General features: G+C 44.7%; 11 protein-coding genes. 8 read left to right on the forward strand and 3 right to left on the reverse strand.

Features of this window, described 5'->3' with window-relative positions; genetic code table 11:
* Window positions 1-213 precede the first annotated feature (213 nt).
* The 3 genes from QUB64_RS03955 (at window position 214) to crtB (ending at window position 6,830) form a co-directional block, all read left to right on the forward strand.
* The gene (locus QUB64_RS03955) at window positions 214-3,807 is read left to right on the forward strand and encodes an Eco57I restriction-modification methylase domain-containing protein (protein ID WP_333267714.1); all 3,594 of its coding nucleotides are present in this window, start codon (window positions 214-216) and stop codon (window positions 3,805-3,807) included.
* A 511-nt stretch (window positions 3,808-4,318) separates the two neighbouring features.
* Complete coding sequence (gene pds / locus QUB64_RS03960; protein WP_333267719.1) at window positions 4,319-5,692, forward strand: 15-cis-phytoene desaturase; 1,374 nt, start codon at window positions 4,319-4,321, stop codon at window positions 5,690-5,692.
* A gap of 208 nt (window positions 5,693-5,900) precedes the next feature.
* Window positions 5,901-6,830, forward strand: coding sequence for a 15-cis-phytoene synthase CrtB (crtB, locus tag QUB64_RS03965; protein ID WP_333267721.1), 930 nt, complete (start codon window positions 5,901-5,903; stop codon window positions 6,828-6,830).
* Window positions 6,831-6,972: 142 nt separating this feature from the next.
* Here the strand turns inward: crtB and QUB64_RS03970 are convergent, their stop codons facing one another.
* Window positions 6,973-7,449 (reverse strand): hypothetical protein, encoded by a 477-nt coding sequence (locus QUB64_RS03970; protein ID WP_333267723.1) that lies wholly within the window; start codon window positions 7,447-7,449, stop codon window positions 6,973-6,975.
* A gap of 687 nt (window positions 7,450-8,136) precedes the next feature.
* Complete coding sequence (locus tag QUB64_RS03975; protein ID WP_333267725.1) at window positions 8,137-11,082, reverse strand: valine--tRNA ligase; 2,946 nt, start codon at window positions 11,080-11,082, stop codon at window positions 8,137-8,139.
* Window positions 11,083-11,266: 184 nt separating this feature from the next.
* Between QUB64_RS03975 and QUB64_RS03980 the strand changes: the two genes are divergently transcribed.
* Window positions 11,267-11,683 (forward strand): GxxExxY protein, encoded by a 417-nt coding sequence (locus QUB64_RS03980; RefSeq protein ID WP_333267728.1) that lies wholly within the window; start codon window positions 11,267-11,269, stop codon window positions 11,681-11,683.
* Window positions 11,684-11,757: 74 nt separating this feature from the next.
* Here QUB64_RS03980 and QUB64_RS03985 read toward each other — a convergent pair whose 3' ends face one another.
* Window positions 11,758-13,410, reverse strand: a complete 1,653-nt coding sequence (locus QUB64_RS03985) for an FAD-dependent oxidoreductase (protein ID WP_333267730.1) — start codon at window positions 13,408-13,410, stop codon at window positions 11,758-11,760.
* A gap of 278 nt (window positions 13,411-13,688) precedes the next feature.
* Here QUB64_RS03985 and QUB64_RS03990 point away from each other — a divergent pair, with 278 nt between their 5' ends.
* From QUB64_RS03990 to QUB64_RS04005, 4 genes are all read left to right on the forward strand, one after another.
* Window positions 13,689-15,332, forward strand: coding sequence for an McrB family protein (locus QUB64_RS03990; protein WP_333267732.1), 1,644 nt, complete (start codon window positions 13,689-13,691; stop codon window positions 15,330-15,332).
* 350 nt (window positions 15,333-15,682) lie between these two features.
* Entirely contained in the window at window positions 15,683-16,882 is a 1,200-nt protein-coding gene (locus QUB64_RS03995; protein ID WP_333267734.1) for an McrC family protein, read from the forward strand.
* A 74-nt stretch (window positions 16,883-16,956) separates the two neighbouring features.
* Window positions 16,957-17,259: a hypothetical protein gene (locus tag QUB64_RS04000; protein WP_333267736.1), complete on the forward strand. Its 303-nt coding sequence runs from the start codon at window positions 16,957-16,959 to the stop codon at window positions 17,257-17,259.
* A gap of 77 nt (window positions 17,260-17,336) precedes the next feature.
* Window positions 17,337-20,114, forward strand: coding sequence for a non-ribosomal peptide synthetase (locus tag QUB64_RS04005; protein WP_333267738.1), 2,778 nt, complete (start codon window positions 17,337-17,339; stop codon window positions 20,112-20,114).
* The last annotated feature ends 210 nt before the right edge of the window (window positions 20,115-20,324 follow it).

The following is a 20,324-nucleotide window of genomic DNA, read 5'->3' on the forward strand; positions in this document are numbered from 1 at the left end:
TCAACTCAAGAAACCGGGTTTTTTACCTAATCTCCCGACTCCCGCCCAAAATTCTGGGAAAAACCCGGTTTCTCGCCACCCCTACACACCTCAACTCAAGAAACCGGGTTTTTTACCTAATCTCCCGACTCCCGCCCAAAATTCTGGGAAAAACCCGGTTTCTCGCCGCCCCTACTAACCTTTAATCCAAAATCTAAAATCTAAAATCGTATTATGTCTCTAAACATTCAACAAGCCCGCCAATTCATCCAAGACTTTGACTTTAGCAACTTATTCATCCGCGAACTCGGTTGGTCAAATCCAGATTCCCACAAAACCATATCCCTATCGGTAGGCGGCGAGACTTACACCCGCAAACAAATCGCCCAACTTTTAGGAGCAGCCGTATTTGAAATTACCGCAGCTAGCGGTCAAATTCCCAACAGCAATCAAAGACTCGCAATTTATCGCGAAATCGTCCAGATATCCGGCGAAAACCTGTTGATATTTGTCAGCGAAAACCGCACCCAAAGCCTGTGGTATTGGGTGAAGCGAGACGGCACAAAATTGTATCCCCGCGATCGCGTATATATCAAACAGGAACCCTGCGATTTGTTGCTGAGTAAAATCAGCGCCTTGAAAATTTCATTAGAAGAATTAGACACAACATCGCTGATTGATATCGCCCAAAGATTGCAAGCAGGATTTGATGTCGAACGAGTTACCAAGAAGTTTTTTGATGAATTCCAACAGCAGCACGCTGAATTCCTGAAAGTGATTCGGGGAATCGACAAAGAAAGCGACAGGCGCTGGTATACTTCGGTTTTACTCAACCGATTGATGTTTGTTTATTTTTTGCAGCGCAAAGGGTTTATTGACAGCGGCAAAATGGAGTATTTGGAGGAAAAATTAACCGCAAGCAAGCAGCGGGGCACCGATTTATTTTACTCAGAATTTCTGAAAGCACTATTTTTTGAAGGATTTGCCAAACCCTCAGATTTGCGGCAGCCTGACGCTCAAAACTTGATTGGGGAAATTAAATATTTGAACGGCGGACTGTTTCTGCAACATCCCATCGAACAACAATATCCTAACATCGCGATCGCCGATGCCGCCTTTGATAAAATCTTTGATTTATTTAGGCGATATTCTTGGAATCTCGACGATACAGTAGGCGGGAACGAAAACGAAATTAATCCGGCAGTTTTGGGATACATCTTTGAGAAATACATTAACCAAAAAGCTTTTGGCGCTTATTATACGCGGCCGGAAATCACAGAATATTTGTGCAACAGAACAATTAACAAGCTAATCTTAGACCGAGTAAACTCTTCCTCCCCCCTTAACAAGGGGGAATCTCCCTCTTCCTCCCCCTCCCCCCTTAAGAAGGGGGGCCGGGGGGGATCTCCCCAATCTGAAACCATCACCTCTCCCTCTTCTACCTCTCCCTCTTCCTCCCCCCTTAAGAAGGGGGGCCGGGGGGGATCTCCCCAATTTGAAACCATCAACGAACTACTGACCAATTTAGATGCCAATCTTTGCCGCCGCCTGCTAGAAGAAATCCTGCCAAATTTAAGCTTATTAGACCCAGCTTGCGGTTCCGGCGCGTTCTTAGTCGCCGCGATGAAAACCCTAATTTACATCTATTCAACTGTCATCGGTAAAACCCAGTTTTTAACCGACCACCACCTCAAAGACTTACTCGAAAAAATACAATCCGAACATTTGTCCCTCAACTATTATATCAAAAAACGGATTATTAGCGATAATCTCTACGGCGTAGATATCATGCCCGAAGCGGTGGAAATTGCCAAATTGCGGCTGTTTTTAGCTTTGGTTTCGGCGGCCCACGATGTCAGCGAGTTGGAACCGCTGCCGAATATTGATTTTAATATTATGGCGGGCAATTCGTTAATTGGATTGATTCGGGTAGACGAAACCAGATTTGATACGGTGGGAGGTTCGCTGCAAGGAAATTTGCTGCAACCTTTAGCCGCTAAGGATTACCAGAAGATTTTAGCCGAGAAGAATCAATCGATCGATTTGTACAAAAAACACGCTTTTTTGTCGGGGGAACAAGAGGGAACTTCTCAAGAATCGCGGCTGTTAAATTTGCGGCAGCATATTGAACAGTTAAATCGGGAGTCGCAAGCTAAGTTAAATCAGTTATTGTTGGATGAGTTTACTCAACGGCTGAAAATAAAGTACGAAGAAGTACAGTTATCGGGGAAGCCTAAAAAACGAGCTTTAACGATTGATGATATTGCAGAGTTGCAACCGTTTCATTGGGGCTATCACTTTGACAGAGTGTTGGAACGCGGCGGGTTTGATGCGATTATTGCCAATCCGCCTTGGGAAACTTTCAAGCCGCAAGCTAAGGAGTTCTTTGCTCAGCATAGCGAATTGGTGACGAAGAATAAGATGGATATTAAAGCTTTTGAAAAGGAGCAAAAAAAACTCTTACAAAATAAGGAAATTGCTAATGCTTGGTTGGAATATCAAAGCAAATTTCCTCATATTAGTGCTTACTATCGTTCTGCTGAACAGTATAAAAATCAGATTTCAGTTGTTAATGGTAAAAAAGCGGGAACAGATATTAATTTGTACAAGCTTTTTGTCGAACTCTGCTTTAATTTACTTCGCGATGGTGGTGACTGTGGAATTGTGATTCCTAGCGGGATCTACACCGATTTGGGGACTAAGCAATTGCGAGAAATGTTGTTCGAGCAAACTCAAGTCACTGGTTTATTTTGCTTGGAGAATCGGCGCACAATTTTTGAGGGAGTTGATAGCCGTTTTAAAATTGTTGTCCTCACTTTTGAGAAAGGTAATACAACTACTGATTTTCCGTCGGCTTTTATGCGGCAAGATGTGCAGGAACTTCAAGGTTTTCCCAATGATGAGAGTTTGAAAATTAGCGTTGAATTGGTGCGAAGGTTATCTCCTGATTCTCTGTCGGTGATGGAGTTTAAAAATCTGGGAGATATTCGGATTGCCCAGAAAATGCTCCAATTCCCTTTACTTGGCGAAAAGATTGATGGTAAGTGGAATCTGCGGCTAACTGCTGAATTTCACATGACTAATGACAGTCATTTATTTAAGCAAGAACCGGGGAATGGGAGATTGCCACTTTATGAAGGGAAGATGATTGAGCAGTTTACTCATACTCTTTGCGAACCGCGTTATTGGATAGAGGAATCAGAAGGAAGAGTGGCGGTACTTGGCAAAGAACAGGATAGGGGTCAAATTCTAGATTATCAGACTTATAGGACTGGATTTCGTAAGATTGCAAGAAATACAGACACAAGAACAATGATAGCAACAGTTATCCCACCAAACTTTCAAGCAGAAAATTTTCAGTCAGTGTTGCGTTGCTCAGAAGGCAGTGAAAGTCCACCTAATAATCAGCATTGTTTATATTTAGTCTCTGTTTGGAATAGTTTTATTCTGGATTATGCACTTCGATTCCGAGTTTCAGCCAACATAAATTTCTTTTATGTCTACCAGCTACCAGTTCCTCGCTTAACATCAGGCGACAAATACTTCTGGGACATCGTACAGCGCGCCGCCAAACTCATCTGCACCGCCCCAGAGTTTGACGAATTAGCAGCAGAAGTCGGCTTAAACTCCCACAAAGAAGGCGTTACCGATGAAACAGAAAGGGCTAAATTGCGAGCAGAATTAGATGGCATCATCGCTCACCTTTACGGATTAACTGAAGCAGAATTTGCTCACATTCTCACCACTTTTCCGATTGTCGAAGCAGCCGTCAAACAAGCAGCATTAGCAGCTTATCGCACCTTTGCAGCGAAAACCAGTTGGGGATGAGATTTCTGATTCGCCGTTGGTGGCAGAGAAACCGGGTTTTTGCTAAGTTTTTGGATGAAAGTGAAAGATTGTCGGAAAAACCCGGTTTCTGACTCGCGGTTTGTGGCAAAGAAACCGGGTTTTTTGCCAAGTTTTTGGATGAAAGTGAAAGATTGTCGGAAAAACCCGGTTTCTGATTCGCCGTTGCGTGGCCGAGAAACCGGGTTTTTTGCCAAGTTTGTGGGTGAAACCGCAAGATTGTCGCAAAAACCCGGTTTCTGACTCGCCGTTGCGTGGCAGAGAAACCGGGTTTTTTGCCGAGTTTGTTGGTGACAGCGCAAGATTGTCGGAAAAACCCGGTTTCTGATTCATCGTTGCGTGGCCGAGAAACCGGGTTTTTTGCCAAGTTTGTGGGTGAAAGTGAAAGATTGTCGGAAAAACCCGGTTTCTGATTCATCGTTGCGTGGCAGAGAAAATGTAACGAGTTGTAAACTATAATGAGACCGAAGCAAACAGAGGGCAGTAGTATTAAATGCGAGTTGCGATCGCCGGAGCCGGCCTAGCAGGGTTATCCTGTGCAAAATATCTCACCGATGCGGGTCACACCCCCATCCTCCTAGAAAGTCGGGACGTACTCGGCGGTAAAGTGGCCGCCTGGAAGGATGCAGACGGCGACTGGTACGAAACCGGCCTCCACATCTTCTTCGGTGCATACCCAAATATGCTCCAACTATTCAAAGAACTTGACATCGAAGACCGGCTGCAATGGAAAGAGCACTCGATGATTTTCAATCAGCCGGAAACCCCCGGAACCTATTCTCGCTTTGACTTTCCCAATATTCCGGCACCCTTCAACGGCGTTGTGGCTATCCTCAGAAACAACGATATGCTGACCTGGCCTGAAAAAATCAGCTTCGGCATCGGTTTGATTCCGGCGATGCTTCAGGGCCAAAAATATGTCGAAGAAATGGACAAATACTCGTTTTCCGACTGGCTGAAAAAGCAAAATGTCCCCCCCAGAGTCGAAAAAGAAGTATTCATCGCCATGTCTAAGGCGCTGAATTTTATCGACCCCCACGAAATATCTGCAACCATTCTGCTGACAGCCCTCAACCGTTTCTTGCAAGAGACAAAAGGCTCGAAAATGGCCTTTTTAGACGGTTCCCCTACAGAGAGGTTGTGCCAGCCGATGGTAGACTACATAACTGAACGCGGTGGCGAAGTCCGGCTGAATGCACCCATTAGAGAGTTTTTGCTCAACGATGACAACACGGTGCGCGGTTTCCACATTGGCGGCGTCAAGGGGGCAGAGTCAGAAATTCTGACGGCTGATATTTACGTTTCGGCGATGCCGGTTGACCCGCTGAAGTTGATGATGCCGAAACCTTGGGGCGAAATGGATTATTTCAAAAAGCTCGAAGGTTTGGAGGGAGTACCGGTGATTAATGTACACTTGTGGTTCGATCGCAAACTCACAGATATCGACCATTTGCTGTTCTCGCGATCGCCCTTGCTGAGCGTCTACGCCGACATGAGCAACACCTGCCGCGAATATGCCAACCCAGACAAATCCATGCTGGAACTGGTTTTAGCACCGGCCAAAGACTGGATAGGCAAATCTGACGAAGATATCGTCGCCGCCACAATGGTTGAGTTAGAAAAGCTCTTTCCCGACCAAATCCCAGAACCCGCCAAACTGCTCAAATATCACGTAGTCAAAACCCCACGTTCCGTCTACAAAGCCACCCCCGGCCGTCAAGAGTGCCGTCCCACCCAAACAACTCCGATTAGCAATTTCTATCTAACGGGGGATTATACAATGCAGCGTTATCTTGCGAGTATGGAAGGTGCTGTGCTTTCTGGTAAGCTGACAGCGCAGGCTATTTCAACAGCCAATAAAAAATGAAAAATTAAGAATTTTTCATAAAGACTGGGACTGACGCACGGGCGACCAGAAACTGGGTTTTTAGCCAAAATATTTGCTTAAAACCCTCAATCTCGGTTCAAAAACCCGGTTTCTTTGTTCAGATGCGTAAGTCCTAAAGATGTAAAAAAATCTCCCGTTGTCTCAACGAGGGAATGTCAGTTCTAATCTTTAAATTTCTTATTCTCGGATGCTGCAACTGTCAAAACTCCAGTGCATGAGAACTCTGGCCTCTTTGGATGAATCCTACGAACTGTGCCGCCAAGTCACAGCGAGTTATGCCAAAAATTTTTATTTAGGCACTCAACTCATGCCCGAAGCCAAGCGTCGGGCAATCTGGGCGATTTACGTCTGGTGCCGCCGCACCGACGAACTCGTGGATGGGCCGGGTTCTGAGGCTACGACCCCTGAAACTCTAAATTTGTGGGAAAAACGTCTAGAATCGGTGTTTGCGGGCCATCCCCACGACGATTATGACGTGGCGTTGGTGGATACGCTGTCTCGTTTCCCGATCGACATTCAGCCGTTTCGAGAGATGATTGCGGGCCAGCAAATGGACTTGTACCGCAGCCGCTACGAAACTTTTGAAGAGCTCAATCTTTACTGTTATCGAGTAGCGGGTACTGTGGGGCTGATGTCAATGTCTGTGATGGGCGTAGACGAATCCAACTCCGCTGCCAACTGGAATTGGCACTGGGGGAATAAAATTCCCAAAGAAGAAGCCGTCGCCCTCGGAATTGCTAAGCAGTTGACGAATATTCTGCGCGATGTGGGAGAAGACGCCCGCCGAGGCCGCATTTACATTCCCCTAGAAGACTTAGCGCTGTTTAACTACACTGAAGAAGATTTATTCAACGGTGTGATTGACAACCGCTGGCGGGAATTGATGAAGTTTCAAATTCAGCGAGCTCGCAAATTATACGCCAGCGCCGAACCGGGAATTAAAGTGCTCAGTCCCGATATCCGCTGGACAGTTTGGGCTGCGACGATGCTGTACAGTAAGATCTTAAATGCGATCGAACGCAATCAGTACGATGTGTTTCAGAAGCGGGCTTATGTTAGCAATTCTCAGAAACTGCTGTGCATCCCCGCCGCTTGGCTAAAGTCAAAAGTGCTTTAGCAGCGGGCAATTTGGCTGGCGATTCGGCAACGGGTAAGGGGTATTTGTGAAGTTACAAATTATATGATGTCCAGCAAATTGCAGATAAGATTTGTAGGGACACGGCAGTGCCGTGTCCTTAACTGTCGCGTGTTAATCTAAGTCAAGTTGGTGGTGTAGTCGGTGAATTTTTCAATTGGGCGATCGTACTTTCGAGCAATTCCTTTTCTTGTTGTAGTTTTGCCTCTAAATTTTGAATTTGTTCCCGGCGGGCTTCAACTTCGATCGATCGGCGAGACAACTCTTGACTCTGCAAAGTGAGAGATTGCCGCCACCCTTCCGCCTTCTGGGCTTCTTGCTGTAAAAAATCGGGAGAAAAGCCTGTGGTTAAATACTTCTGAACTAATTCTAGCACCCAGTTGGTAGCCGATTGAATATGCAAAACCTTGCTATTTTCGCCAATATCTGCTAATACTAGCATCCCTTCATTTAAAACAGTTTGAGCCAAATCTGGCGGTAGCGTCAAGGCATTTTCTTGAAAAAGCATAGCCCAAGTGCGATCGGAATTTTGACAAGCCAACAATTGCAGACTTATCTTACCTGAAATTTCCTTCTTTTGTACTTGGGCTAAATATAGCATCAGCGGAATGGGGAATGGGGAATGGGGAATGGGGAATGGGGAATTGGGAATTGGGAATTGTAACTGCCCGTGTTATAAGAAATTGTTAGATTATTTAAACACCAATTTGTAGGGGCGGGTTCGCCAACCATTTCTGGTAAAAACGAGTAATATTATAAACCCGCCCCCGCCCACGAACAATAAAAATGTACGGTGAATTGATTTGTAAAATGTTGGTGTAAACAATCGCGAAGATGGGCGGGTTTATGAAATTATTGGTGAGTTTCATAGATGGTTGGTGAACCCGCCCCTACAGGATTTGGGGAGGTTTTTTATGAAGCGAGGCTTCACAATAAATAAGAATGGTAATAACCTCAGAAACCGGGTTTCTTCCGAGATTTATCGTAACCAAACAGAAAATTTATAAGAAACCCGGTTTCTCACCCCACCCGCGAATGAGTGGCTGTAATAACCTCAGAAACCGGGTTTCTTGCGAGATTTATCGTAACTCAACAGAAAATTTATAAGAAACCCGGTTTCTCACCTCACCCGCGAATGAGTGGTTGTAATAACCTCAGAAACCGGGTTTCTTGCGAGATTTATCGTAACCAAACAGAAAATTTATAAGAAACCCGGTTTCTCACCTCACCCGCAACTAATGACTAATGACTAATGACTAATGACTACTGACTACTGACTAATGACTCCTTAAAACAACTTTAGCCGATCGCGCAAAATCTCAGCTTGTTTTTCCGCTTCCGCCAAAGCATCCCTCGCGCCCTGAACCACATCAGGAGTAGCCTTATCCACAAACTTCTGATTAGTCAAACGCGCCGCAGTATGCTTAACTTCAGCTTCCACCTTGGCCAGCTTCTTCTCCAACTTACCACGCAAAGCCACCAAATCGACCACTCCAGCCAGAGGAATCAAAACTTGTACAGTACCGACAACCCCAGCAATTGACCCCCCTTGTCCCGCCTTACCAAGGGGGGGATTAAGGGGGGGTTCTGCATCCAAACTAGCTGTCACCGTCAGATTTTCGACTTTTGCCAAATCTTTGATATAAACGCTTCCATCCGAGAGAATTTGGCGTTCCTTCTCATTTTCGCTTTGCAAAATCACCGTTACCTTCACGCTGGGTTTGATGTCAGAATCTGCCCGCAAATTGCGAATAGTGCGAATAGTCCCGAACAACAACTCAAACTGCTGTTCTAATTCTGGATTAATTAGCGATGTATCCGGTTCAGGATAAGCTTGCAAAGCCAAACATTTGTCATCACCCGTTTGAGTCAGAGTGTGCCAAATTTCCTCAGTAATGTGCGGCATAAAAGGATGCAGCAGTTTCAGAATCCCTTCCAACACAAAAGCAAAAGTTTGCTGGGCTACTTTCTTAGAATTCGGTTCAGCATCCTGTTGCAAGCGAGACTTGACTAATTCAATATACCAGTCGCAAAAATCGCCCCAGATAAACTCGTAAAGTCCCTTCGCCGCTTCTCCCAAACCGTAATTTTCCAAACAAGTGCGACTTTGTTGCACAACTTGATAATAGCGAGAAAGAATCCAGCGATCGCTAAGGTTCGTAGTAAGGTTCGTAGTAAGGTTCGTAGTAAGGACTTCAGTCCTCTCCCCCTGCGGACTAAAGTCCTCACTACGAACCTGGTTTGTAGTAAGGACTTCAGTCCTCTCCCCCTGCGGACTAAAGTCCTCACTACGAACCTGGTTTGTAGTAAGGACTTCAGTCCTCTCCCCCTGCGGACTAAAGTCCTCACTACGAACCTGAGTGAGAGGTTTACCCAACTGCTGCGGAGTCTGTCCTTCCAGATTCATCATCACAAACCGGGCCGCATTCCACAACTTATTCGTGAAATTCCGGGAAGTCTCGACTGATTTCGATTCATCAGTTTTGCGATCGTACTCCATGCGAATATTCTGCCCGGCCCCAATCACTTCCTTAACCAAAGTGTAGCGCAAAGCATCAGTACCGTACTTAGCAATCAACAGCAGCGGATCGATACCGTTATTTTTACTCTTAGACATTTTGTGACCGTTCTCATCCAACACCAAACCGTGAATGTAAACAGTCTCAAACGGCATCTTACCAGTAAAATGTCCTGCCATCATCGTCATTCTAGCCACCCAGAAAAAGATGATATCAAAACCAGTCACCAGAGTAGTTGTCGGATAGTAAAAATCCAAATCCTTCGTTTCATCCGGCCATCCCATAGTTGAGAAAGGCCACAATCCCGACGAAAACCAAGTATCCAATACATCTGGATCTCTTGCTAGTTCGACATCCTTGCCAAACTTAGCCTCCGCTTTTTCCCTGGCTTCAGCATCAGTTTTTGCCACCACAAACGGCGTCGTGTCAGTAATTTCGCCGTTAGTTTCGCTAACAGCATACCAAGCGGGGATTTGATGTCCCCACCACAATTGGCGAGAAATACACCAATCTTTCAGCTTCACCAACCAATCGCGATAAACCTTTGTCCATCTCTCAGGAACAAAGACTGGTGAGTTACTTTGGTCTAATGCTTCTAAGGCGCGCCTAGAAAGCGGATCTATCTTGACAAACCATTGTGTAGATAGCAACGGTTCGACGGGAACTTTGCCGCGTTCGCTGTACGGTACTGTGTGCTTGTAATCTTCTATTTTTACTAAAACGCCGTCAGTTTCTAACCGCTTTACTACATTTTTTCGAGCAACAAATCGGTCTTGTCCGTTGAACTCTCCGGCATTTTCATTTAAAGTGCCGTCCTTGTTCATAATATTGATAAACGGCAAATTGTGACGCTTACCCATCTCGAAGTCATTCGGATCGTGGGCGGGAGTCACCTTGACGCAGCCGGTTCCGAAAGTCGCATCAACTAATTCATCGGCAAAAATGGGAATTTCGCGATCGACAATGGGCAAAGTCACAGTTTTACCGATAAGATGCTTGTAGCGATCGTCCTCTGGATTCACAGCTACTCCCGTATCGCCCAACATCGTCTCCGGCCGAGTCGTCGCCACCTCCAAATAACCGGAACCATCCGTCAAAGGATAGCGAAAATGCCACAAATGCCCCTCAACTTCCTGCTGGTCAACCTCCAAATCCGACACAGCAGACTGACTCGCGGGACACCAATTCACCAAGTAATTGCCGCGATAAATCAGCCCCTCATCGTAGAGGCGGACAAAAGCTTCTAAAACCGCAGCAGATAAGCCTTCATCCATCGTAAAGCGTTCCCGCGACCAATCGACAGACACGCCCAAACTACGCAGTTGATTAGTGATAGTATTGCCAGACTCAGCTTTCCATTCCCAAGCCCGTTCTAAGAATTTTTCTCGACCTAAATCGTGGCGAGTTTTGCCTTCTGCTTTGAGTTGCTTTTCGAGAATAGTTTGAACTGCGATACTAGCATGATCCGTTCCCGGCAACCACAGGGTATTGCGTCCAATCATGCGGTGATAGCGAACGAGGACATCAATTAAGGTTTCTTCAAAGGCGTGTCCCATGTGGAGGCTGCCGGTCACGTTGGGCGGCGGGATGACGACACAGTAGGGTTCGCCGCCTGCTTCGGGGTCAGCTTTGAAGGTTTGGTTGTCTTCCCAGTATTTTTGCCACTTGGTTTCGGTGGCGCAGGGGTCGTATTGGGGCGGTAGGTTTGCGGTCATTGGCGAGAGGGTGCAGGTTTTATATTAAGATTGTGCCACAGGAGAGGGAAGAGAAGAGATATGAACCGCAGAGGGCGCAGAGGACACTGAGGGAAGAGTGTTGGGAGGGTTTTTGGGTGGGTAGAATTGTGGTGTGCGGTTTTTAGGATTAAAATTATGACATCTGTTTGAGAAGGGAAGAGATATGAACCGCAGAGGCCCAGAGAACCCAGAGAGAAGAGAGTTGGGAGATGAGCTCAATGAGTTGACTTATGCTGTGATTGGGGCGGCTATGGAGGTGCATAAGGAGTTGGGGCCGGGGTTTTTGGAAGTGGTATACGAGAATTCGTTACGTGAAGAGCTCCATCGTCGGGGAATTCCTTTTCAACCTCAGCCTAAAGTCAATGTGATTTACAAGGGTGTTCTGGTTGGGAAAGGCAGATACGATATGCTGGTGGCGAACACTCTCCTTGTTGAATTAAAATCAGTCCAAACCCTAGCTCCTATCCATGAAGCTCAAGTTATATCCTACCTCAAAATGACAGGTCATCCTCTCGCCCTTCTCATCAACTTTAATGTCCGCTTTTTAAAAGAAGGAATCCGCCGCCTCATCCTCTCCTAAAAAACCCTCTCCTCCCTCTCCTCCCTCTCCTCTCTGTGCCCTCTGCGCCCTCTGCGGTAAAATCCTCTTAATATCTATTTCACTTCCTTATAATCCACCCCATAACTCGTATCTCTCCCCGACAAATACGTAGTTTTCCCCGTTAAAGTCTCCAGAGTTTCCCTCGTTTTACTCGACGTAATCGTATTCAGCGGCACTCCCAACTTGCTAGCCAAACCCGCCGCCACGCCCACACCTTGTCCTTGATAAATATTTACCGTCGCAATTCGCCCCACCGATACCGCCATACCGACATAACCGGACGATCGCCCTACGATCGCCAAATTACTCACTTTACTAGCCAAAGCGCTCTCTATTCCAAAATTATACGTCGGCAGCGGCGGAATTCTCGAACCTAAATCCTTGACTCCACCCCGCAAGTCGAAATCATAGGAAAAACTGCCGATCGATTTTTCGGGTAATGTTCCCCCTTGAATAATCTCCTTCCCCGTCAGCGGAGCTACCACATCGCGGACATTCAATGTTTGTCTGATATAAATCTCTTCCGGGATAAACACTCTCACATCTTTACCAGATTTCTTTTGCAGCCATTCTTGGAGGTGCGACATTTCTTTCACCATCTCAGGAGTCGGTTTTCTGCCGTTAGCTTCCATCTTCATCAATTCATCAACTTGGTATTTAAACAAAAACCCGTTCCACGACAGCGAATTATCTTTATAAACGCAAACATTGGCTTTATCAAAGAAGAATCCTTTATCTTGAGTAAAGGGCAAGTTCCTGTCTACGTGATATGCCGCCCCTAGGGCTACGCTTCTGATGTTGTAGCCGTCTCGATATGCCTGATAAATCGTACTCCAGAAATTTCTCATCCAGAATTCTGTACTTGCGGGGTCTTTATATTTGGTAATGCTTGCTTTAATCTTTTCTACTAAAGGGGTGTCGTAAAGAATGTCATCTTCTATTTTGCGGAAGTCTCCCATCGTTAGCCCCGTAATTATCGGAACTACAGATACAGCTAAAGTTTCATTTTTTGATTTGATGTTTTGCGATTCATATCCTGTATAATAAGATAATCCGGCTTTTCTTGCCAGTTCCGCGTCTTGGGTTACGTCAATAAAAGAGTTAGCTTGAATTTTGATATTGCTCTCTTTAACTTCGGCATATTCAATTTTTTGATTGACTACGTGAGGAGTAAGAGTTGAGTGGGAAATAACTTTAACTCCTGCTTCCGCAAGCATCTCTTTGAGAGCTTTGTCTGCCAGTTTTGGTTCTAAGCAAGATTCGGGGACATTGGCTTTGTCTAAGAATTCGCGGAAGCATTGGGCGTAGGGTTGGCGGTACCAGTCGGGGATTTTATCTAAATCGACGTAACCCAAACCGCCGCGGGTGAGTACGCCACCCAAAAGAGCTGTTGCGTAGTTCGATCGCACCACAGCAACTTTTCCCTTTTCACCTAAAGTCTTCTTTGCCCATATAGCTGCACATATCCCCGGTACTTCATCACCATATACTACTACATCGAACTTTTGATCGGGTGATTTGTGGGGTTCTGTGGCTGCGGGGCTGCTGGATTTCTGCCGCAGAGTTTCGGTGTCTGATGTGGCACTTGCTGGGTTTCTGTGTGTGATATCATTGGCAGCTTGTTGGAACTGCGGAGAGTCAACTAAAAATTTTACGGCTACGAAGAAGATTGCGATCGAAGCTAATTTCTTGAAAGTAAAGGGCATTTAGTTGACTCGTTGATAATTTTGGCAGACCTGAAAGCGCTGTTCAGGGTTTACGCAGTTGAATATAGCACTTTTAGGTAAGTTTGGCATAACTTTCGGATGTTTGTCTGGAGTGGCGGCTCTGGGGTGGTTGCTCCGTTGGTACTTCCTTTTTTGCTATTAGTGTGATACGGGAATGCGACGGGTGCGATCGCCTTTCAGATGTCTGGTTTCACGAAGGGCGATCGGGTACAATAAGTTAATCACAACAATTAAGTCACCTTAAAAACACGGAAAACATGGAAAAAGTTTTTGTACATCCTGAATGCCCTTTTTCAGTAGAGACATTTAACCTATTGGCACAATTTTATGCAGGCAAAAGCCCAGATTTTTACATGGCACACAAAAAAAATTGCTTAAAATATGTAGAAGATCCATTAAAGTATATTTTAAGCCAGGTAGAAGAGCAGTTGCCTGATTTTATGAAAAAATATCTAAATATAAAGCATGAGATCTGGGCTTTTGACATTGAAACAAAATATGAGCAATCACCAGCTTACGGTTTAGGCTTGTGTTTTCACGAGAGCGATGACAGTTCTAAGTTAATATTACTACTTCAAGAATCAAGATTAATTTTTGGCTTTCATGCAGCAGATGCTTTTTTGAGTCGTATGGTAATAAATTACCAAAGTCATTATAGACATGATGTGGGTTTACTCAATTTTTTTAAACTTTATAACCTTCCCAATAGGCATCAGTATCGTTTAAAATATGGCGGTGAAGCTTATCATTATAATGGTTGGGAGGAGTTTGATCGCACAATGAAACCAAACAAATCTATTTATGATCTATTAGAAAGTATTTTGGAAGAAATTACTATCGATTCAATAGAAGAGGGAATGGTTTCTTATGATAATATTCTCGTCGCCTTGTCACTTAATAACTCGGAAGAATTATTAGGATATTCTGCTAAACAGTTAATTTACAAAATAGCACAAGCATTTAAAAAATTATTTCCTTTATTGTTAATATCTCATTGCGATAATTATGACATACTTCTTCTTGTAAGTCAATATTTCTCAGTATATGAAAAGGAATTTAATCCAGTGTATGAACTAGAAGAGATTTCACAAACTACTGGTTTTCAAACAACCCAACTAACCCAATGGATACACACCATTAACCGCAAAGGCCAAACCATCATCCAAGGCCCGCCCGGAACCGGAAAAACCTTCCTCGCCCAAAAACTAGCCCAACACTTAATCGGTGGCGGTGACGGTTTCTCAGACACGATCCAATTTCATCCAGCTTATACTTATGAAGACTTTATTCAAGGCCTCCGTCCCCAAAGTCAAGATGGGCAATTAACTTATCCAATAGTTCCCGGTAGATTCCTGGAATTCTGCGAAAAAGCCGCAGCCTGTGAAGATATTTGTGTTCTCATTATTGATGAGATTAATCGCGCAAATCTCTCCCAAGTCTTTGGCGAATTAATGTATCTCCTAGATGACCGACAAGATACAAAACGTTTTATTACACTAGCTAGCGGTCAAAAGTTTAGAATCCCTACAAATGTCCGCATTATTGGTACAATGAACACCGCAGACCGTTCTATTGCTTTAGTCGATCAAGCCCTCCGCCGCCGCTTCGCATTCATCCCTCTTTATCCTAACTATGAACTGCTGCAAAACTATCATAAGAGAGAGCAAACAGGTTTTGCCGTTGAGAAATTAATTGGCATTCTCAAAAATGTCAATCTGGCAATTAATAACAAACATTATGAACTCGGCATTTCCTTCTTTTTGACCAAAACCTTAGGTGAAGATATCCCAGATATTTGGCAAATGGAAATTGAGTCATATCTCGAAGAATACTTTTTTGATGATGTTGGAAAAATGGATGAATTTGTATGGGATAAAATTAAAGATAAATTGAGCAAGTAGCCGTAGGGTGTGGATACATCGACAATCCTCAATCAAGAGCGACAATCTAATAGCGACGCACCTGCTCCATCGCGCTCTGAGAAATCAACCCTCTGTTTCACTCCGCCCAACATTTTTGTATTAAGCAAGCTTTTTTATAAATGGTATAAGGTGCGGATCTGTGAGATTGTCGGTTTTTATTGAGGGATTGTTGGTGGCGACACACCCTACGAATAATCTTGTAAAAATTAGTAAATTTAGGTGTAAGGTGCGGATCTGTGAGATTGTCGGTTTTTATTGAGGGATTGTTGGTGGCGACACACCCTACGAATAATTTTGCAATAATTATAAAAGTTGATATTATAGCATCTATGAAACGAGAATCACCCCAAATCATCGAACTCACAGAATATCAATTAGCTACTTTTGACCGAGATGCAATACCCGAATTAGTAGGAGAGAAAATTCACCAAAATTATGCCAAGGAAATAAATATAGAATTTCCCAACCGTAAAACTCAAGATAAATGGGAATTAACATCTAAAGGCATTGTTGGCAATATTCCAATCACTCCAGAATTTCACATGGTCATCCGCCCAAAGGTTCCGATCGCAAATTTATTCGGAATGCTTGACTATGCCTACAAGCTTAAGATAAATCTTCCGAATGGACAGATTGAGTGCGAATATTTAGAACAAGTCTATGAAAGATTAGCTAACATCCTTGCTCAGAAAATTCTCGAACGCTGTCGCAAAGGATTATATCGCGATTACTTACCCAAAACAGAAAAACTTTCCTATATTCGCGGTCGGATTGATGTCAGGGAAGCTGTGCAAAAACCTTGGGAGGTTAAACTAAAATGCCACTATAACGAACAAACAGGCGATATCGAAGACAATCAAATTCTGGCTTGGACACTCTTCATTATTTGCCGCAGCGGTTTGTGCAGCGAATCTGTCTCATCGACTGTGCGAAAAGCCTTTCACGCACTCCAAGGATTTGTCACTCTAATATCTTTTAAACCTGAAGCTTGTATTGATAGAAATTATCACCGTTTGAATCAAGATTATCAAATATTACACGCCCTCTGTCGCTTCTTTCTGGAGAATACTGGGCCAAGTCATGAAAAAGGCGATCGCGAAATGCTTCCTTTTCTCATAGACATGGCTAATTTATATGAACAATTTGTCGCTGAATGGCTCAACGCAAATACACCAAAAGGCTTTTTTGTCCAGCAACAACGCCGAGTCATACATGACGAAAATTATTCCGATCGCATTGACTTACTCCTGTGCGATATTGAAACAGGAAAAGTTCAATACGTCCTCGATACCAAATACAAAGCTCCCGATCGAGTAGCCAGTAGTGACCGCCATCAAATAATTGCCTACGCAACAGCAGTAAACTGTAAAAATGCTATTCTCATCTACCCGCAAGACCTCAAACAGCCACTAGACAAGACATTTGGCGATATCCGAGTTCGCAGTCTCAAATTTTCGCTAGATGACGCTCTCACTGAAGCCGGAAAGATATTTTTAAGCTCTCTACTTCCAAACACCGTTTTTCGGTGATAAGTTAAGAAAACGTCCAAATTGTCAAGACACGCAAAAAAAGCAAATACCTGAAACCTTTACAGATAAAGCAGTTGGGTTCCATTGAATCTGTAAGGGAGCATCTCTGTTTTACTTTTTTAGCGCGATCGCCGCCGATCGCTAATGAGACACTCCCCAAAACTGTCTCGATGTACAACAGCTTAATTAATAAGTCGTATAATGCAAGAAGCATAAAAAGCAATTATCCAGAAACAACTTCCGTTCCCCAAAAGCGCATTGATTTGCGCCGCCATATTCAGATAGACCTGGCAACTGTGATAGATTGGTTCGACGCAGTATTACTGCACTGTGACAGTTTCGACACTGCACAAGAAGCAATCCACAAAAAGCTGTGAGCTGGATGAATGCCGGACAAGGAACTACCCACAGGGTGCCATCTCTTAACCTCGCTCGCCCTACTTAAATCACAAATATGATGAACTCTCAAGATGTTTTGACGAGTGGTGATGGGTACTTACCCAACAAAGAAACTGATGCACCAAAAACTACCCACGATGTCTGTGTCGATCTTCCATTATCTAGTCAGGATATTTCCTCTGTCGAGGACTCTCAAGTCGATCTAACTCCATCTGACTATGCGAGTATCCATCAATGGTTTGAAGCACAGGTTAAGCAGACTCCTGATGCGATCGCCCTGTCATTTCAAGGGCAAGAATTAACCTACGATGCCTTAAATCAACGCGCAAACCAGCTCGCCCATTACCTTCAAGCACTGGGAGTGCAACCGGATGAACTGATTGCTATCTGTATGAATCGCTGCATGGAAATGGTGATTTGCTTTTTGGGCGTGATGAAAGCTGGTGCGGCCTATGTGCCGATCGACCCAGCCTATCCCCACGAACGTCGAGCGTACAAGTTACGAGACGCCGCTGTGCGATTCATTTTGATTCAACAGCATCTGGTTGAATTTTTGCCCGAACACAATGCTCGTGTGATTTGTCCAGATACAGACTGGCACGATATCGTGGACTACAGCACAGAAAATCTGCCTGTACTGACAGAGCCCGAGCATTTGGCTTATGCGATCTACACTTCTGGTTCGACGGGGAATCCGAAGGGTGTGATGATTACCCACCAGGGTATGATTCACCATAGTAAGGCGATCGCACAGGAATTTGCTCTCGGATTGGGCGATCGGGTACTGCAATTCTCTAGCATGAGCTTTGACATCATCATTGAAGAAGTTTTTCCATCCTTGGTAAGTGGCGCAACTATCGTGTTGCGAACTGAGGACAGTATTAGCTCTACCCGCCAATTCCTCGAATTTATTGAGCAAGAACGCATTACTATTCTGGACTTGCCAACTGCTTTTTGGCATGGCCTTGTCAGCGGACTCTCATTGCTAGGCGTTCCCATGTCCCCAGATGTAAGGTTGGTGATTGTGGGCGGTGAAAAAGCCTCTCGGGCTATCTATGCTGAATGGCGGCAATTGGTTGGGGAATATCCCCGTTGGCTCAATACCTACGGGCCGACTGAAACCACCGTGACGGCAACTATTTTTGACCCGATCGCTGAAGGTTACGATCTCAGCAGTGAAGCAGACATTCCGATCGGTCGTCCTCTTCCCAACAGCCAAATTTACATTCTCGATGAAAACCTAAATCCTGTGCCAGATGGCGATATTGGAGAACTGTATATTGGCGGCCCAGGGCTGGCGAGGGGATATCTCAATTTGCCAGAACGCACTGCAAGTAAGTTTATTGCTAATCCATTTAGCGATCGACCTGGAGCCAAACTTTACAGAACAGGGGATACTGCCCGCTATTTACCCAATGGAACCTTGGAGTTTATTGGCCGCATCGATTTTCAAGTAAAAATTCGAGGTTTTCGGATTGAGTTACTAGAGATTGAAACCTATTTGGAACAGCACCAATCTGTGCAGCAAGGCATAGTTTTGGCACGGGAAGATGTACCCGGTGAAAAGCGCTTAGTCGCATATATCATTCCGAAGCACGGGCAATCAATTCAGGTGTCTGCATTGCGTAGTTTTCTACAAACAAAGCTACCGGCATACATGATTCCGGCAGCCGTTGTAGTGATGGAGAGCTTCCCGATGATGCCTAATGGTAAGGTCGATCGTCGTGCATTTCCAGAACCGCAGGTTGCCGATCTGGTTCAGTACAGTGAAATTGTGTTGCCTATTGATGGACTAGAAGCTCAACTCGTCCAAATTTGGGAGCAAGTGCTCAATATTAAGCCGATCGGCACAACCGATAATTTCATGGATTTAGGCGGTACATCCCTGTTAGCCGCTCGCTTAGCTGACAAAATTGACGAAAAGTTGCAGCAGAGTCTCCCACTATCAATTATCTTCCAAGCCCCAACCATCAAACAACTAGCCGAGATTCTACGTCAAGGCGATATCCCCAACCAAAGTTTTTCCCTAGTTGAGATTCAACCGCAGGGTTCTCAGCCACCACTATTTCTGTTTGAAGGAGTGTCTCTTTATCATCCGTTAATTCCATATTTGGGGCTAGATCGGCCGATATATGGCTTAATTGCTCTTGTTAAAGATGGCGTGAATGGGCCAGTCAATCAGGTTGAGGCGATCGCAAACTATTACATCAATGAGCTAGTGAAGCTGCAACCAGAGGGCCCTTATTATTTGGGTGGTTTGTCCTTTGGAGGTATTGTGGCCTTTGAGGTAGCTCAGCAATTGGCAGCTAGAGGACAGGAAACAGCGTTATTAGTGATGTTTGATTCCATGTTACCCTCTGCCTACAAGCCCCTACCCATTCAGCAGCGGCTGCGCTTCCATGCCCAAAAAATTGCTAAGCAGGGTATAGGTTACATCGTCAGTAGCGTCGTCGATCGCGCGATCGCACTTACAGATCGAATGACAATGCTAGCCCGCAAAACGATCGGGCGATACATTAAGGCGGAAGAACCTACAGAGTTAATGTCTTGCACCACCGACTATTTGATGACAGACAAGAGGATTGAGCAAGCAGAACGAGCTTACGTGCCAAAACCGTATGCTGGTCAAGTAGTCATGTTTCGAGCGCTGGATTCTGAAGATGGCAAAAGTGTCAGTCTCGATCCGGATCTAGGCTGGAAACCTTATCTCAAAGACAATCTGACCATTTACGATATACCTGGAGACCATCTCGGTATTTTACAGGAACCCAATGTCGGGGCGATCGGCAACCGAATCAAGCTATTGCTGGAAGAGGTAATGGTGCAGCAGTAAAGTTTTTGGCATTCTTAATCGATATTCAGACAGGGTTGCATCGAATTATTGCGGTTATCAGAAAGATGAGGTACAACTTAGATTTTAGATTTTAGATTAGGGGATTGGAGGATTCGAGGATTGGAGGATTCGGGGATTACGGGATTTTGTAATTGTTAATGAATTGGTGAATAAGCTGTTACGCATTTAAAATAGTATTGTAGGGTGCCA

The organism is Microcoleus sp. Aus8_D2 (genome assembly GCF_036702665.1).
Lineage (GTDB): Bacteria > Cyanobacteriota > Cyanobacteriia > Cyanobacteriales > Microcoleaceae > Microcoleus.

Excerpts from the sequence above, each read along its gene's own strand:
- QUB64_RS03980 (WP_333267728.1), top strand. The coding sequence starts at position 11,267 with ATGAACCGCAGAGGCCCAGAGAACCCAGAGAGAAGAGAGTTGGGAGAT.
- QUB64_RS03995 (WP_333267734.1), top strand. The coding sequence starts at position 15,683 with ATGAAACGAGAATCACCCCAAATCATCGAACTCACAGAATATCAATTA.
- QUB64_RS03985 (WP_333267730.1), bottom strand. The coding sequence starts at position 13,410 with ATGCCCTTTACTTTCAAGAAATTAGCTTCGATCGCAATCTTCTTCGTA.
- QUB64_RS03975 (WP_333267725.1), bottom strand. The coding sequence starts at position 11,082 with ATGACCGCAAACCTACCGCCCCAATACGACCCCTGCGCCACCGAAACC.
- QUB64_RS03990 (WP_333267732.1), top strand. The coding sequence starts at position 13,689 with ATGGAAAAAGTTTTTGTACATCCTGAATGCCCTTTTTCAGTAGAGACA.
- crtB (WP_333267721.1), top strand. The coding sequence starts at position 5,901 with ATGCTGCAACTGTCAAAACTCCAGTGCATGAGAACTCTGGCCTCTTTG.
- QUB64_RS03970 (WP_333267723.1), bottom strand. The coding sequence starts at position 7,449 with ATGCTATATTTAGCCCAAGTACAAAAGAAGGAAATTTCAGGTAAGATA.
- pds (WP_333267719.1), top strand. The coding sequence starts at position 4,319 with ATGCGAGTTGCGATCGCCGGAGCCGGCCTAGCAGGGTTATCCTGTGCA.
- QUB64_RS03955 (WP_333267714.1), top strand. The coding sequence starts at position 214 with ATGTCTCTAAACATTCAACAAGCCCGCCAATTCATCCAAGACTTTGAC.
- QUB64_RS04005 (WP_333267738.1), top strand. The coding sequence starts at position 17,337 with ATGATGAACTCTCAAGATGTTTTGACGAGTGGTGATGGGTACTTACCC.